16 protein-coding genes and 1 tRNA gene are annotated in these 14,931 nt (G+C 68.3%); 12 read left to right on the plus strand and 5 right to left on the minus strand.

Features of this window, described 5'->3' with window-relative positions; translation table 11 throughout:
• The first annotated feature begins 73 nt into the window (after positions 1-73).
• Entirely contained in the window at positions 74-841 is a 768-nt protein-coding gene (locus ACRSBM_RS41160; RefSeq protein WP_434452118.1) for a M43 family zinc metalloprotease, read from the plus strand.
• A 263-nt stretch (positions 842-1,104) separates the two neighbouring features.
• Here ACRSBM_RS41160 and ACRSBM_RS41165 read toward each other — a convergent pair.
• Positions 1,105-1,178, minus strand: a tRNA-Gly gene (locus ACRSBM_RS41165).
• Positions 1,179-1,226: 48 nt separating this feature from the next.
• Between ACRSBM_RS41165 and dcd the strand changes: the two genes are divergently transcribed.
• The gene (gene dcd, locus ACRSBM_RS41170) at positions 1,227-1,808 is read left to right on the plus strand and encodes a dCTP deaminase (protein WP_434452119.1); all 582 of its coding nucleotides are present in this window, start codon (positions 1,227-1,229) and stop codon (positions 1,806-1,808) included.
• On the opposite strand, the gene ACRSBM_RS41175 is transcribed toward dcd, so the two are convergent.
• A complete protein-coding gene (locus tag ACRSBM_RS41175; RefSeq protein WP_434452120.1) occupies positions 1,805-2,785 on the minus strand; it encodes a cation diffusion facilitator family transporter in 981 nt (326 codons plus the stop codon). The genes dcd and ACRSBM_RS41175 overlap by 4 nt on opposite strands.
• A 330-nt stretch (positions 2,786-3,115) precedes the next feature.
• Here ACRSBM_RS41175 and ACRSBM_RS41180 point away from each other — a divergent pair, with 330 nt between their 5' ends.
• Positions 3,116-3,496: a phage holin family protein gene (locus ACRSBM_RS41180; protein ID WP_434452121.1), complete on the plus strand. Its 381-nt coding sequence runs from the start codon at positions 3,116-3,118 to the stop codon at positions 3,494-3,496.
• A 46-nt stretch (positions 3,497-3,542) separates the two neighbouring features.
• On the opposite strand, the gene ACRSBM_RS41185 is transcribed toward ACRSBM_RS41180, so the two are convergent.
• Positions 3,543-4,166: a Uma2 family endonuclease gene (locus ACRSBM_RS41185; RefSeq protein WP_434452122.1), complete on the minus strand. Its 624-nt coding sequence runs from the start codon at positions 4,164-4,166 to the stop codon at positions 3,543-3,545.
• Positions 4,167-4,208: 42 nt separating this feature from the next.
• The gene (locus tag ACRSBM_RS41190) at positions 4,209-6,470 is read right to left on the minus strand and encodes a (Fe-S)-binding protein (protein ID WP_434452123.1); all 2,262 of its coding nucleotides are present in this window, start codon (positions 6,468-6,470) and stop codon (positions 4,209-4,211) included.
• 143 nt (positions 6,471-6,613) lie between these two features.
• On the opposite strand from ACRSBM_RS41190, the gene ACRSBM_RS41195 reads away from it, so the two are divergent.
• From ACRSBM_RS41195 to ACRSBM_RS41230, 8 genes are all read left to right on the plus strand, one after another.
• The gene (locus tag ACRSBM_RS41195) at positions 6,614-6,937 is read left to right on the plus strand and encodes a DMT family transporter (RefSeq protein WP_434453451.1); all 324 of its coding nucleotides are present in this window, start codon (positions 6,614-6,616) and stop codon (positions 6,935-6,937) included.
• 8 nt (positions 6,938-6,945) lie between these two features.
• Positions 6,946-7,524: a TetR/AcrR family transcriptional regulator gene (locus tag ACRSBM_RS41200; RefSeq protein ID WP_434452124.1), complete on the plus strand. Its 579-nt coding sequence runs from the start codon at positions 6,946-6,948 to the stop codon at positions 7,522-7,524.
• Positions 7,525-7,528: 4 nt separating this feature from the next.
• Positions 7,529-8,083, plus strand: coding sequence for a hypothetical protein (locus ACRSBM_RS41205; RefSeq protein ID WP_434452125.1), 555 nt, complete (start codon positions 7,529-7,531; stop codon positions 8,081-8,083).
• A gap of 99 nt (positions 8,084-8,182) precedes the next feature.
• The gene (locus ACRSBM_RS41210) at positions 8,183-9,025 is read left to right on the plus strand and encodes a DUF4097 family beta strand repeat-containing protein (protein WP_434452126.1); all 843 of its coding nucleotides are present in this window, start codon (positions 8,183-8,185) and stop codon (positions 9,023-9,025) included.
• Between the two features lie 186 nt (positions 9,026-9,211).
• Positions 9,212-11,074 carry a molecular chaperone DnaK gene (dnaK, locus tag ACRSBM_RS41215; RefSeq protein WP_434452127.1) on the plus strand — a complete coding sequence of 621 codons (1,863 nt, stop codon included), beginning with the start codon at positions 9,212-9,214 and terminating at the stop codon, positions 11,072-11,074.
• Positions 11,071-11,703, plus strand: coding sequence for a nucleotide exchange factor GrpE (gene grpE / locus ACRSBM_RS41220; protein ID WP_434452128.1), 633 nt, complete (start codon positions 11,071-11,073; stop codon positions 11,701-11,703). The genes dnaK and grpE overlap by 4 nt, the downstream gene beginning before the upstream one ends.
• A 19-nt stretch (positions 11,704-11,722) precedes the next feature.
• Positions 11,723-12,886, plus strand: coding sequence for a molecular chaperone DnaJ (gene dnaJ, locus ACRSBM_RS41225; RefSeq protein WP_434452129.1), 1,164 nt, complete (start codon positions 11,723-11,725; stop codon positions 12,884-12,886).
• 5 nt (positions 12,887-12,891) lie between these two features.
• Positions 12,892-13,320, plus strand: a complete 429-nt coding sequence (locus ACRSBM_RS41230) for a heat shock protein transcriptional repressor HspR (protein ID WP_434452130.1) — start codon at positions 12,892-12,894, stop codon at positions 13,318-13,320.
• A 24-nt stretch (positions 13,321-13,344) separates the two neighbouring features.
• Here ACRSBM_RS41230 and ACRSBM_RS41235 read toward each other — a convergent pair whose 3' ends face one another.
• Complete coding sequence (locus ACRSBM_RS41235) at positions 13,345-14,244, minus strand: SDR family oxidoreductase (RefSeq protein WP_434452131.1); 900 nt, start codon at positions 14,242-14,244, stop codon at positions 13,345-13,347.
• 83 nt (positions 14,245-14,327) lie between these two features.
• Here ACRSBM_RS41235 and ACRSBM_RS41240 point away from each other — a divergent pair, with 83 nt between their 5' ends.
• Positions 14,328-14,915 (plus strand): TetR/AcrR family transcriptional regulator, encoded by a 588-nt coding sequence (locus tag ACRSBM_RS41240; RefSeq protein ID WP_434452132.1) that lies wholly within the window; start codon positions 14,328-14,330, stop codon positions 14,913-14,915.
• Positions 14,916-14,931 lie beyond the last annotated feature (16 nt).

A 14,931-nucleotide genomic window follows, 5' to 3' on the forward strand; every position in this document is an offset into this window, starting at 1 on the left:
GCGCCGGCTTGGTGACTGTTCTTGCGGCGTCGGGTTCAGTGGCTCTGCCCTCCGCGAACGCCTCCCCCCTGCGGTGTCCGCCGCCTCGACCGCCACGGTGGTCGAGATCCCGGTGTACTTCCACCTGGTGACCAACCAGGGCGTGGGCCACTGGCAGCGGGCGGACGTCGAACGTGTCGTCGAGCAGCTCAACGTGGGTTTCGCGAAGGGCTTCCCGGCGCCGCCTCCCGGCACCTGGGGCAGCGACTGGGGGCCCAGGGACGGCACGTCCACACCCGCGCCGTTCCGCTTCGTCCTCAAGGACGTCGACTGGACGGAGGACGCGAACTGGTACAACGAGCACAAGTACAAGCCCGACGACATCGAGGGCAGGTCGCTGCTCGCGAAGGTGCGCAAGGGCGGTCTGAACGCGATGAACGTGATCAGCCCGACGGGCCCTGGCACCTATGGCACCTCCTCCGCCTTCGCACCCGAGTGGGCCGTCAGGGATCCGCAGAAGGACATGATCTGGCTCAATCCGGCCAGCTTCACGGCGAAGCCTTACAGCACGGCGGCGTCCACGATCGTGCACGAGGCCGGTCACTGGCTGGGGCTCGGCCACACCTTCGAAGGCGGCTGCGGCGACTCCGGCGACGACGGTGTCGAGGACACGCCCAAACACCTCGTGGACAGCGCTCCGTCGTTCCTCGATCCGGCCCCTGACAGTTGCCCCGACAAGCCCGGCAAAGATCCGCTCTGGAACTTCATGTCCTACGGGACCTATGCGCGGGTGTTCACCCAGGGGCAGGTCGATCGCATGATCGACCAGTACCAGAGGTACCGGGCTCCTTCCCGGAACTGACCAGGAGCCAGGTCGGCGAGGCGCTGATCTATCAGCATGCGACCGATGAAGCGGACAAGGAGTTTGGCGGCCGGGCTGAACGCGTTGATCGCGGAGGAGCGCAAGCCCAAGTGGCCGACCAGCGACAAGGACGACGGCGACGGTGCTGCGGGCGTGCTCGTCCCGGCTGGCTGGTTGCACCTGGATCGCACGGTGACCTCCTCACGAGATCAAAAACGAAGGCCCTGGCGAGTCGAATGTGACTCTTACCAGGGCCTTCGTCGTGGAGCGGGTGACGGGAATCGAACCCGCCTCTACAGCTTGGGAAGCTGTCGTTCTACCAATGAACTACACCCGCGAAGCAGTGCGTCGCCGATCATACACAAGCCTGGGCTAGCCTGTCCGGGTGCTGCTGAGTGACCAGGATCTGCGCAAAGAGGTCGAGTCCGGCCGTCTCGCCCTCGACCCCTTCGACGCCGAGATGCTCCAGCCGTCGAGCATCGACGTGCGGCTGGACCGGTTCTTCCGGGTCTTCAACAACACGAAGTACACCCACATCGACCCATCGCAGCAGCAGGACGAGCTGACGAGCCTGATCGAGGCGCCGCAGGACGAGCCGTTCGTGCTGCACCCCGGCGAGTTCGTGCTGGGCTCGACCTACGAGATGGTGACGCTGCCGGACGACCTGGCCGGACGCCTCGAAGGCAAGTCCAGCCTCGGCCGGCTCGGGCTGCTGACGCACTCGACGGCGGGCTTCATCGACCCCGGCTTCTCCGGCCACATCACGCTGGAGCTGTCGAACGTCGCGAACCTGCCGATCACGCTGCACCCCGGCATGAAGATCGGGCAGCTCTGCCTGTTCAAGCTGTCGAGCCCGGCGGAGCACCCGTACGGCTCGAAGCAGGCGGGCAGCCGCTACCAGGGGCAGCGCGGGCCGACGCCCAGCCGTGCCTACCTGAACTTCCACCGCACGGACACGCGCCGCTAGCTCAGGTCCCCGTAGCGCTCCAGCACGCGGCGCCGGAGTTCCGGGTCGGTGCGTGGCACGGGTTCGAGGAAGACCTCGTCGAGGTCGCCGAACTCCGCGTGCAGCTCCGCGGAGATGCGCACGCACGCGTCCTCCAGCTGGTGCGCGGTCAGCGAGTCGTCGAAGTCGAGCCGCGCGCACAGCAGCACGCGGTCGGTGCCGATGAGCATCGTCAGCACGTCCACGACGGCGTCGACTTCCGGGACCTCGGTCAGCCGGCGCCAGATCGCCTTCACCATCACCGGGTCCGCCTGCCGTCCGATCAGCAGGCCGCGGTTGGTGCGGGCCAGGATGTACGCCACCAGGGCCAGCAGCACGCCGATCGCCAGTGAGGCGAGGCCGTCCCACAGCGACGAGCCGGTGAGCTGGTGCAGGCCGAGGCCCGCGAACGCGAGCACCAAGCCGATCAGCGCGGCGGAGTCCTCCAGGAACACCGTCTTCACGGTCGGGTCGTCGGACACCCGGAGGAAGTCGAAGAACCCGCGGCCGTGCTTGGCGGACTCGGAGCGCACCTGGCGGAAGGCCTGCGTCCACGAGATGGTCTCCAGCGCGAAGGCCAGGCCGAGCACGACGTAGCCGACCAGCGGCCGGGTCTGTTCCTCCGGCTCGCCGAAGACCGTGCGGAAGCCCTCGTAGAACGCGAACATCGCGCCCGAGGCGAAGATCGAGACGGCCGCCAGCAGCGACCAGAAGTAGCGCTCCTTGCCGTACCCGAACGGGTGGCGGCGGTCGGCGGGGCGGCCCGAGCGGCGCAGGGCGGTCAGGAGGAGCGCTTCGGTGAACGTGTCGGCGACCGAGTGGGCGGCTTCGGAGAGGATTGCCGCCGAACCGGTCAACACGCCCGCGATGGCCTTCATGACCGCGATGGCCAGGTTGACCAGCAGCGCGAGGACGACGGTCAACGTGCTTTCGCCCGAGCCCTGCTGCTTCTCGCTCATGAAGATCAGCCTAGGACGGAGCGCGCGAAGCAGCTGTCCGCTACTGCATTCGAGTGACATTCAGGAACTGGCGCAACATCCGGGAAGGCTGCGGTGTCTTACGTGCGGGATCTGCTCCGGGGGGACGCTGATCACCAGGGGGTAAGACGGAACGGCCCGCGTCCGGGAGAGACGCGGGCCGTTCCGCGTTCCGGCGCAACTTCCATCGTGGGATGGGCAAGCGGGCGACACCGATGCCGAGGTCGAGTCGCACGAGGCTCGCACTCGACAGCAAGGCGCGCCGTAGCCGGTCCTGACCACTTAGGACCTGTCACGGCTAGTCTGCGCGGCATGGGCATCTTGGTGCATGTGCTGCTGACCGCCGTGGCGGTCTGGGTGTCGACCGCCCTCCCCGGCATCGACCTGGGCGAGGGCACCACCGGATCGAGAATCCTCACGCTGGTCGGCGTCGCGGTGATCTTCGGTCTGGTGAACGCGGTCGTGAAGCCGCTGGTGAAGTTCTTCGGCTGCCTGTTCTACCTGGTCACGCTCGGCCTGATCGGGCTCGTGGTGAACGCGCTGCTGTTCATGTTCACCGGGTGGATCGCCGAGCAGCTCGACCTGCCGTTCCGCGTCGAGGGATTCTGGCCCGCGTTCTGGGGCGCGATCATCGTCGCCCTGACCGGCTGGGTGCTGAACGTGATCTACGACAAGATCACCGACAAAGACTGACACACCAACGAAAAGGCTCTCGGTCCACATCGGACCGAGAGCCTTTTCATGCGTACCAGGACTCCAGAAGCTGAGCCGGATCGAAGCTCATCGGGAACGGAACGTCGGTTTCGAACTTCTGACCCGAGAAACCAGTGGCCAGAGGCTTGTACCGGTCGCCGTCGAGCTGTGACAGCTCGATCTTCACCGTGCGCTCCGTTTTGGCGAACTCGACGCTCATGAAGTACGGGATTCCCGCACGCGCGCACTCGGCGGGCTTGTCGATGCGGTCACGGCGGCGGCTGGAAGCCAACACGAACTCGACGGGCATCAGCACCAGGTCGGCGGGGATCCAGGTGAGATCCTCGATGGGCTGCTTCAGCACGGTGAGGTCGGGCTGGATCCACCGCTGAGGGCCGAACCCGACGTTGACCGTCGGATAGACCCGCCTGCCGGCGCTCATCGCCGGTCCGTCGATGAGCATCGCGAGCCTGAGCATGCCGAAGCCGTTCGGGCTCCCCTCAAACGGGTTCGTTACCAGAAAACCGTCCAAGCACTCGTACTTCACCCGAGGGGTGCCCGGGATGGGGAGGTAGCGCGAGGCCAGCTCAGTCGTCCAGATGCCGCGCAGGTCAACCAGCGGGTCGAACGGCAATGGCATTGCTTCTGAGCTCTTCTGCTCTACCTCCACCCCCGGAGAGTACCGGGCCGGCGAAGATCGTTTGGATCCGGCTCAGGCCTTCGCTTTGTCCTCGTCCGGCAACGGCGTGCCGGTCGGCACCTCGTCGGTCGGCGTGTCCTGCTTCTCCTTGCCGCGCCGCACGGACTCCAGCAGCATCTGCGCCACGTCCACGACCTCGACGTGCGCGCCGGCCTGGCCGTCGGACTGGCGGGCGGTCACGCCGTCGGTCAGCATCACGCGGCAGAACGGGCAGCCGGTCGCGATCTTCGACGGCGCGGTCGCCAGTGCCTCGTCCACGCGGTCGAGGTTGATGCGCTTGCCGATTCGCTCCTCCATCCACATGCGGGCGCCACCGGCGCCGCAGCACATGGAGCGCTCCTCGTGGCGTGGCATCTCGCGCAGCTTCGCGCCGGACGCACCGATCAGCTCACGCGGTGCCTCGTAGATCTTGTTGTGGCGGCCCAGGTAGCACGGGTCGTGGTAGGTGACGTCCTCGGTGACCGGTGCGACCGGCACCAGGCGGCGTTCGCGCACCAGCTTGTTCAGCAGCTGGGTGTGGTGCACGACCTCGTAGGTGCCGCCGACCTGCGGGTACTCGTTCGCGAGGGTGTTGAAGCAGTGCGCACACGTCACGACGATCTTCCGGGAACCCACTGGCCGGTCCTCGAAGACCGAGTTGAGGACCTCGACGTTCTGCTGCGCGAGCATCTGGAACAGGAACTCGTTGCCGGCGCGGCGGGCCGGGTCGCCGGTACACGTCTCCTCCGGGCCGAGCACGGTGTAGGAAACGCCCGCGGTGTGCAGCAGTTCGGCGACGGCGCGTGTGGTCTTCTTCGCGCGGTCCTCGAACGCGCCGGCGCAGCCGACCCAGAACAGGTACTCCGCGTCGCCCAGCTCGCCGTCGAACACCGGCACCTCGAAGTCGAGGCCCTCGGTCCACGCCAGGCGGTCCTTGGCGTTCTGGCCCCACGGGTTGCCCTTGTTCTCCAGGTTCTTGAACATGCCGCCGAGCTCGGTCGGGAAGTTCGACTCGATCAGCACCTGGTAGCGGCGCATGTCGACGATGTGGTCGACGTGCTCGATGTCGACCGGGCACTGCTCGACGCACGCACCGCAGGTCGTGCAGGACCACAGCACCTCGGGGTCGATGACGCCGAGCTCGTCCGGGCCGCCGACCAGCGGGCGCTCGGACTCGGCCATCGCCAGCACGTCGATCGACTCGAGGCGCTTCTTGTAGTCCTCGTACTTGTCCTCGGTCAGGCCGACCTCGTCGCCTGCCATGTCGCGCGAGCCGCCGGCCAGCAGGTACGGGGCCTTGGCGAACGCGTGGTCGCGCAGCTGCGTGATGACCATCTTCGGCGACAACGGCTTGCCGGTGTTCCAGGCGGGGCACTGCGACTGGCAGCGGCCGCACTCGGTGCAGGTGGAGAAGTCGAGCCAGCCCTTCCAGCTGAAGTCCTCGACCTTGCCGACGCCGAACACGTCCTTGTCCGGGTCGGCCTCCTCGAGGTCCAGGACCTTGCCGCCGGACATCATCGGCTTCAGCGCGCCCAGGGCGACGCCACCGTCGTCCTCGCGCTTGAAGTAGATGTTGAAGAACGCCGAGAACCGGTGCCAGGCGACGCCCATCGTCAGGTTCCGGCCGACGACGACCAGCCAGATCATGCCGCTCAGCAGCTTGACCAGCGCCATCACCGACACCCAGATCGGTGCGGCGGGCAGGATCTGCGCGAGCGGCTGCGTCACGAACGACGTCCACAGCGGGGCGGTCTCCAGGCCGCTCGACTGCTTGAACGCCTTGACCATGAGGATGCCGACGCCCTCGATGATCACGACCGCCTCGACGAAGTAGGCGGACTTGAAGTCGGAACCGGCGAACCGGGAGACCCGGTCGGCGCGTCGCGGGTGGTTGCGCTGGCGGATGACCGCCAGGGCCACACCACCGACGACAGTGCCGAGGCCCAGCAGTTCGATCAGCAGCAGCCAGATCGACCACGTGCCGATGATCGGCCAGTGGAAGTGCGGGTCGAACACCTCGCCGTAGGCCTCGAACAGCACCGCGGAGCCGATGAGGAAGCCCCACATCACCATCCAGTGCCACGGCGCGACCGAGCGGAACTTCGCCATCCTGGTGTGCGCCACGAACTCGACGATCAACGTCTTCAGCCGCGGCCAGAACGGGCCCATGCGGGTGCCGTCCGGCTGGCCGAGCCGGATGATCTTGATCATCTTCCAGATGCCGGCGACGAACACGCCCCAGGCGACGACGCTCACCGCTACGGCGACGAGTCCGAGAACCAGCTGGAGGGTCATGGCGGGATTCTAGGCCACGTTACTCGCGGGTAACCACTTGGACGTGGCCGGTGTCTCCTCACGTACCGGTCAAGTAGCCGGAAATTGATCAAAAACTTGTGGAACAATCGTTCAGGTAGTTGTCCGAACCTCTGGAGGTCGCCGTGTTGTACCTGTATCTGGCTGCGGCGATCGGCGCGGAGATCGCCGCCACCGTCTCGTTGAAGTTGTCCGAGGGTTTCACCCGACTGTGGCCGTCGGTCGTGGTCGTCGTCGGGTACGCCATCGCCTTTGCGGCACTTTCGCGCGCGTTGAAGTTCGGTATGCCCGTGGGCGTCGCCTACGCCGTATGGTCTGCCATCGGCGTTGCAGCCGTTGCGATTATCGGCTGGAAGTTCCTCGGCGAGACCCTCAACCCCACGATGGTCATCGGCCTCGCTTTGATCATCGGAGGCGTGGTGACGCTCGAGCTCGGGAGGACGCACTGACCGCGGTAGTGGAGAGCCAGAAGGTCGACGGCCGCAAGGCGCGCGGGGAGAAGAAGCGGCGTGCCATCGTCGAGGCCACCCTGCGCGTGATCGAACGCGAGGGCATCGCCGGCGTGACGCATCGCAGCGTCGCCCGCGAAGCAGGCGTGCCGACGACGGCACCCACCTACTACTTCGCGACGCTCGACGACCTGTTGATCGCCACGCTGCTGTGGTCGGCCGAAGAGCTGTGCGTCGACATGCTGCAGATCGTCGCGAGCGGCGGCGCCGCGCGGGAGATCGCCCGAAGCCTCGCCAGGGCGGTGGACGAGAACCGCGGCCGCACGCTCGCCGAGTACGAGCTCTACCTGCTGGCCGGGCGTCGTCCCGAGCTGAGACCTGCCGCGCGCCGGTGGCTGGACCTGGCCGTGGAGGCGGTGCGGCCGGCGGACCCCGTCGCGTTCCGGGCGTTCCTCGCGGCCATCGACGGGCTGCTGATCCAGGGCCTGATCGCCGACGTTGCTCCGAACGAGGACGAGCTGGAGCCAATCGTGTCCTTCTTGATCCGCGGCTGCGACGAACTCACGGCCGTCGCGCGGGAACAATGAGGTCATGAAGTTCGCGCGAGAGGTGTCCGGCATCAGCCACGGGGTGAGCCTGGGGCTCCTCGCCGCGCTGTACGTGCGCGACTCGCTTGCCCTGTCGGTCGACGTCGAGCCGCACGTGCCAGGACTGGACCCGTCGCTGCCGGTGCGGGTGCCCGCGGGCGTCGACCGCGCCGCGGTGACCGCCGAGTGGCCGGGCTGGTGGGCCGACGCGCTGGACGCGTGCACGCGGGGTGCCGAACCCATGACGCCGGAGGACGCCGAGGCGTTGCTGACCAGGCTGGCCAGCCGGGCCGCGGTGCTCGCGCTGAAGCCGGGCATCGAGCAGCTGCACCGCGTGCAGAGCCCGGCGGCGTTGCCGATCGGCGACGTGCTGCGCGGCATCGAGTCGCGCATCGGCCGGTGGGCGCAGAGCGTGGAGCTGCACATCGCCGAGGTGCCGGTCGACGGCCTGCTGTGGGAACGGTTCGCGCCCGCGCACGTGCTGGCGTCGACGCGGTTCCTGAACGACCCGGCGCGCACGGCACCGGCGTTGCGCGCGGTGCTCGAAGACCTCGTCTAGGGCCATTACCGGCCCTAGCTCCTGGTAGGGACAGCCCCACCCCGCCTTCGGGGGCTGACTGCCGTGTAGCTGAGCGCCACCACCTCTAGTTTTGTGCTCATGATGAGGACGGCGCTGGTGGCGTTGCTTGCGGGGACGGTGCTTACGGTGCTGACGGGCTGTGGCATCCGCATCATGAAGTACGAGTTCGCCGACGACCACGTCGTCGCGGAGAAGTACACGTCCGTGCGGGTGCGCAGCGACAACGACTCGGGGGACGTGACGATCCGGTACCAGCAGGGGCTGACCGAGACGAAGATCCACCGCAAGGTCGAGCACACGAAGGACAACAAGCCGTCGGGCATCGCGCACCACGTCGAGGGCACCACGCTGGTGCTGAACGGTTGCGGCAACGACTGCGAGATCAACTACGAGGTCGTGGTCCCGTCCGCGGACATCACGGTGGTCGGTGACATCGGGTCGGGGGACACGATCGTCGAGGGGGTCGCCGCCGTCGAGTTCAAGACCGGGTCCGGCAGGATCACCACCCGGGACATCGCGGGGGACGTCAAGGTGAAGACCGGGTCCGGCGACTTCACGGCCACCAGGATCGGCGGCACCGTGACGGCCGACCTGGGGTCCGGTCAGATCGACCTGGACTCGGTGAAGGGCAAGGTGCTCGCCGTCAGCAGTTCCGGTGACATCGACGGCACGGCCCTGGACAACGAGGTGATCGTGGACGCCGGTTCCGGACGGGTCGACCTGACCCTGACGACCGCGAGGTCGGTACGGGTCAACAGCAGCTCCGGCGATGTCACCGTCCGGGTGCCGGGAGGTCCGTACAAGGTCACCGGTTCCACGAGCAGCGGGGACCGCAGGATTCACGTCGCCACCGATCCGAGCGCGTCGCTGGAACTCAACCTCACCACCGGCTCCGGGGAAGTCGACGTGCTCGGGGTCTGAGTTCCACCAGGGGGAATGTGTCGAGGGCCACTCCACAAGGAGTGGCCCTCGACGCGTTCTGAGGGAACAACCAGACCTTCCCGGCCGTTGGGTCAGTCAGAAAGCTTGAGTCGGGTAGGCTCAAGGCTGAGCGGATGGCAAACTTGAGCCAGCAACGCTCAACAAGTACTAGCGGAAGGAACTCCAATGGCGCGTGCAGTCGGCATCGACTTGGGGACGACCAACTCTGTCGTCGCTGTTCTCGAGGGCGGTGAGCCGACGGTCATCGCCAACTCGGAGGGCTCGAGGACGACCCCGTCCATCGTCGCGTTCGCGAAGAACGGCGAGGTTCTCGTGGGTCAGCCCGCGAAGAACCAGGCCGTCACCAACGTCGACCGCACCATCCGGTCGGTCAAGCGTCACGTCGGCACCAACTGGCAGACCGACGAGATCGACGGCAAGAAGTACACCTCGCAGGAGATCAGCGCGCGCGTGCTGATGAAGCTCAAGCGCGACGCCGAGGCCTACCTGGGCGAGGAGATCACCGACGCGGTCATCACCGTCCCCGCCTACTTCGAGGACGCGCAGCGCCAGGCCACCAAGGAGGCCGGCCAGATCGCGGGCCTCAACGTGCTCCGCATCGTCAACGAGCCGACCTCGGCCGCTCTGGCCTATGGCCTCGACAAGGGCGAGAAGGAGCAGACCATCCTGGTCTTCGACCTCGGTGGCGGCACGTTCGACGTCTCGCTGCTCGAGCTCGGCGACGGCGTGGTCGAGGTCCGGGCGACCTCCGGTGACAACCACCTCGGCGGTGACGACTGGGACCAGCGCGTCGTCGACTGGCTGGTCGAGCGCTTCAAGCAGGCCAACGGCATCGACCTGACCAAGGACAAGATGGCCCTGCAGCGCATCCGCGAGGCCGCGGAGAAGGCGAAGATCGAGCTGTCCAGCTCGTCGCAGGCGTCCATCAACCTGCCGTACATCACGGTCGACGCGGACAAGAACCCGCTGTTCCTCGACGAGACGCTGTCGCGCGCCGAGTTCCAGCGCATCACGAACGACCTGCTCGAGCGCACCCGCGCGCCGTTCAACAACGTGATCAAGGACGCCGGCGTCTCCGTCGGCGACATCGACCACGTCGTGCTCGTCGGTGGCTCGACCCGCATGCCCGCCGTCGCGGAGCTCGTCAAGGAGCTGACCGGCGGCCGCGAGCCCAACAAGGGCGTGAACCCGGACGAGGTCGTCGCCGTCGGCGCCGCCCTGCAGGCCGGTGTCCTCAAGGGTGAGGTCAAGGACGTCCTGCTGCTCGACGTCACCCCGCTGTCCCTCGGCATCGAGACCAAGGGCGGCATCATGACCAAGCTGATCGAGCGCAACACCACGATCCCGACGAAGCGTTCCGAGACCTTCACGACGGCCGACGACAACCAGCCGTCCGTGCAGATCCAGGTCTTCCAGGGTGAGCGCGAGATCGCGGCGCACAACAAGAAGCTCGGCATGTTCGAGCTGACCGGCCTGCCGCCCGCCCCGCGTGGCGTGCCGCAGATCGAGGTCACCTTCGACATCGACGCGAACGGCATCGTCCACGTGTCGGCGAAGGACCTCGGCACCGGCAAGGAGCAGTCGATGACGATCACCGGTGGCTCCGCGCTGCCGAAGGACGACATCGACCGCATGGTCAAGGACGCCGAGGCCCACGCGGAGGAGGACAAGCGCCGCCGCGAGGAGGCCGAGGTCCGCAACCAGGCCGAGACGCTCGTCTACCAGACGGAGAAGGTCGTCAAGGAGAACGACGACAAGCTCCCGGCCGAGATCAAGGACAAGGTCAACGCCGCGATCGCCGAGGCGAACGAGGCGCTCAAGGGCACCGACATCGCCGCCATCAAGACGGCCGTCGAGAAGCTCGCGACCGAGTCCCAGGCCATCGGCCAGGCGATCTACGCCAACGCGCCGGGTGCCGCGGGCGCCGAGGCCCCTGGTGCCGACGCGCCGGGTGCCGCGGGTGCGGACGCCAAGAAGGACGACGACGTCGTCGACGCCGAGATCGTGGACGAGGACGAGAAGAAGTGACCGAGCCGAGGCACGCCGCCCCTGACGAGGAGCAGCCTCAGGTCGTCGTGAACGACCGGCGCCGGATCGACCCCGAGACGGGCGAGGTCCGGTCGCCGGCCCACGCCGCCGCCGACGAGGAAGACGCTGCTCCGGATTCCGAACCACTGGTCGCCGAGGTCGTGGACTCCGTCGCCGCCGAGCTGAAGACCCAGCTCGACGAGCGCACCGCCGACCTGCAGCGGCTCACCGCCGAGTACGCGAACTACCGCAAGCGGGTGGAACGCGACCGCGAAGCGGTGATCACCAACGCGAAGGCGTCCGTCGCCTCCGAGCTGCTCTCGGTGCTGGACGACATCGAGCGGGCCGCCGCACACGGCGACCTGACCGGTGCGTTCAAGGCGGTGGCGGACAAGCTCGTGTCCACGTTGTCGAAGACCGGCCTGGAGCCGTTCGCGCACGAGGGCGAGGCGTTCGACCCGTCGGTGCACGAGGCCGTGCAGCACAGCACGTCCCCGGACGTCGAGGGGCCGACGGTCACCGCCGTCCTGCGCCGCGGCTACACGTTCGGCGACAAGCTCGTCCGGCCCGCGCTCGTCGCGGTGACCGACCACGAGCCTGCTGCCGCACCGCAGGCCGAAGAGAACTGACGAGAGGAGGAGACGTCCGGTGAGTGCTAGGGACTGGATCGAAAAGGACTTCTACCGCGAGCTGGGCGTCTCCTCCGAGGCGTCGGCGGACGAGATCAAGAAGTCGTACCGCAAGCTCGCCCGCGAGCTGCACCCCGACGCGAACCCCGGTGACGCCAAGGCCGAGGCCCGCTTCAAGTCGGTCTCCGAGGCCTACGGCGTGCTGTCGGACCCGGCCAAGCGCAAGCAGTACGACGAGGCACGCCGCCTGTTCGCCGGCGGTGGTGGCTTCCCCGGCTCCGGTGGCTTCGGCTCCGGCGGCTTCGACGTCAACGACCTGTTCGGCCGTGCCGCGCAGGGCACCGGTGGCGGCGGCCTGGGCGACCTGCTCGGCGGCCTGTTCAACCGGCGTGGCGGCGCGGCGGGCGGTTCGCCCACGCGGCCGCGTCGTGGCGAGGACGTCGAGACCGACGTCCGCATCGACTTCACCGAGGCGGTTCGCGGGGCGACGGTGCCGTTGCGCCTGTCCTCTCCCGCCGCCTGCACGACGTGTGGTGGTTCGGGTGCCAGGCCGGGCACCACGCCGCACACCTGCGCGACCTGTTCCGGCTCCGGCCTGGTCACCCGCTCGCAGGGCGCGTTCGCGTTCAGCGAGCCGTGCCGTGACTGCCGCGGCACCGGCCGGATCATCGACGACCCGTGCCCCGAGTGCGCCGGCGACGGCGTCAGCACCCGCACCCGCACGCTGACCGTGCGGATCCCGTCGGGTGTCGACGACGGCCAGCGGATCCGGCTCGCGGGACAGGGCGAACCGGGCCGCAACGGTGGCCCGAACGGCGACCTGTTCGTGCGCGTGCACGTCAACCCGCACAGCGTGTTCGGCCGCCAGGGCAACGACCTGACGCTGACGGCGCCGATGACGTTCTCCGAGCTGGCGCTCGGCACGACGTTGACCGTGCCGACACTGGACGGCAAGGTGACCTTGAAGGTGCCCGCGGGCACCGGCTCCGGGCGGGTGCTGCGGGCGCGGGGCAAGGGGATCACGAAGCGGGACGGGTCCGCGGGCGATCTCCTGATCACCCTGGAGGTCGCGGTGCCGAACAACCTCTCGTCCGAGGCCCGCAAGGCCCTCGAGGCCTACGCCGACGTGACCACTGACCATGATCCGCGCGGTGAGTTGAACGCGCTGCTTGAAGGGCGGTGAGTTCGGTGGGTTTTCCGTTCCCTCCCGGGACCGATGAGGACACGCCGTTCTTCGTGATCTCGGTGGCGGCCCAGTTGTCGGGGCTGCACGCCCAGACCCTGCGCTCCTACGACCGGATGGGCCTGGTCTCCCCCGGCCGCACGTCCGGTGGCGGGCGCCGGTACTCGATGCGCGACATCGTGCTGCTGCGCGAGGTCCAGCGGTTGTCGCAGGACGAGGGCGTGAACCTCGCCGGCATCAAGCGGATCATCGATCTGGAGAACCAGGTCGACGCCCTGCGAGCACGGGTCAGCGAGTTGACCCAGGAACTGGCGCAGGCGCACGCGGCGGCCGACGCCGCGGCCGCCGCGGTGCACGCGTCCTACCGGCGCGACCTGGTGCCGATCCGGCAGGAGACCGCGCTCGTGGTGTGGAAACCCAAGCCCAGGAAATAGGCCGAGCGCTTCTGACGCGCTGGGTCAGCGCTCTTCGAAGTAGAACCCGGTCTCCAGGTCCTCCAGGAGGCCGGGTTCCCGCGGTTCCCAGCCCAGCAACGCCTTCGTGCGCTCACTCGACGTGGGTGCGTCGCGCGCGACCATGTCGGTGAGCGGGCCGAAGTGCTCCGCCGCCCGTTCCGCCGTAATGCTCTCGACGGGAAGGTTCAGCTTCCGTCCGATGACCTCGGCGATCGCCCGCAGCGGCACGGCCCCCTCGGCGACCGCGTGCAGCACCGCGTTGGCGGGAGCCCGTTCGACGGCCAGCCGGTACAGCCGCGCCGCGTCCAGCGTGTGCACGGCGGACCAGCGGTTCGCGCCGTCGCCGGGGTAGCCGGACACGCCGGTGGCACGGGCGGTCCTGACCAGGATCGGGATGAAACCGGCCGTGTCCAGTGCACTGTGGACGGTCGGTGGCAGCACGACGACCGAGCCCCGCACGGTGGTGGCGTCGATGATCAGGTTGCGTGCGGTGCCGCGGGAGTGGTCGTCGGGGACGCGCTCGTCCTCGGTGGCCGTGTGGCCCAGGCCGGAGTAGGACAGCGTGCCGGCGGTGCCGACCAGCGTCTTGCCGGTGCCGGACAGCTCGTCGAGGAACGCCCGGACGACCGCGATGTCGGCGTCGGAGGCGCCCCGGTAGTCGCCGGAGAACATCTCCTCGTGCTTGAACGCCAGGTGGACCACGGCGTCTGCCTCGGCCGCCCCCTTGCGCAGCCCGTCCAGGTCGTCGAGATCGCCTCGCCGGACGGCGACGCCCTGGGCTTCGAGCCTGGCGGCGGACGCGTCCGAGCGGGCCAGCCCGACGACCTCGTGCCCTGCCCGCAGCAGTTCCGGGACCAGCGCCGACCCGACGTGGCCGCTGGCGCCTGTGACGAAGACCTTCATGACACTCCTCGAAGTGATGCGACTTGGTCTCATCAACAGTAGCAGAGTGATGAGACTGAGTCGCATCACTTAGACTGTGCGGCATGGGTCGATGGGAGCCGGACGCGCGGGAGCGGTTGGTGCGCGCCGCACTCGACCTGTTCAGCGAGCAGGGGTACGACAACACCGCGGTCGCGCAGATCGCCGAACGCGCGGGCCTCACGAAGAGCACGTTCTTCCGGCACTTCCGGGACAAGCGCGAGGTGCTGTTCAGCGGGCAGGAGGCGCTGTCCGGCCTGCTGGCCGGCGGAATCGCCGGTGCGTCCGAGTCGGCGGAGCCGCTGGCCGCGGTCGAGGCGGCGCTGGCGGCGATCTCCGCCGGGTTCACCGAGGAGCGCCGGGAGCACGGACCGCAGCGGCTGGCGGTGGTCGCGAGCAACGTCGAGCTGCGCGAACGCGAGGCGTTGAAGATGGTCGGGTTCTCCACCGCGATGGCGGACGCGCTGAGGCAGCGCGGCGTGCCGGAACTGGAGGCGAGCGTGGCGGCCGAGCTCGGCCTGCTGGCGTTCCGGCGCGCCTACAGCGGCTGGCTGGAGACCGGCGGGGACTTCGCCGAAGTCGCCCGCCGGTCGCTCGCCGACGTCCGTGCGGCGGTCACAGCTCTAGACCCGCGTTCCGCACATGGGGGTTGATCAACTTTGGTGATCA

Origin of the sequence: Lentzea xerophila (genome assembly GCF_051094245.1) — a bacterium.
Classification (GTDB): Bacteria; Actinomycetota; Actinomycetes; order Mycobacteriales; family Pseudonocardiaceae; genus Lentzea; species Lentzea xerophila.

Bases quoted from the DNA above. Each gene is read 5' to 3' on its own strand.
- ACRSBM_RS41175 (WP_434452120.1), bottom strand. From the start codon at position 2,785: ATGAGCGAGAAGCAGCAGGGCTCGGGCGAAAGCACGTTGACCGTCGTC.
- ACRSBM_RS41180 (WP_434452121.1), top strand. From the start codon at position 3,116: ATGGGCATCTTGGTGCATGTGCTGCTGACCGCCGTGGCGGTCTGGGTG.
- ACRSBM_RS41190 (WP_434452123.1), bottom strand. From the start codon at position 6,470: ATGACCCTCCAGCTGGTTCTCGGACTCGTCGCCGTAGCGGTGAGCGTC.
- ACRSBM_RS41205 (WP_434452125.1), top strand. From the start codon at position 7,529: ATGAAGTTCGCGCGAGAGGTGTCCGGCATCAGCCACGGGGTGAGCCTG.
- ACRSBM_RS41210 (WP_434452126.1), top strand. From the start codon at position 8,183: ATGATGAGGACGGCGCTGGTGGCGTTGCTTGCGGGGACGGTGCTTACG.
- dnaK (WP_434452127.1), top strand. From the start codon at position 9,212: ATGGCGCGTGCAGTCGGCATCGACTTGGGGACGACCAACTCTGTCGTC.
- ACRSBM_RS41235 (WP_434452131.1), bottom strand. From the start codon at position 14,244: ATGAAGGTCTTCGTCACAGGCGCCAGCGGCCACGTCGGGTCGGCGCTG.
- ACRSBM_RS41240 (WP_434452132.1), top strand. From the start codon at position 14,328: ATGGGTCGATGGGAGCCGGACGCGCGGGAGCGGTTGGTGCGCGCCGCA.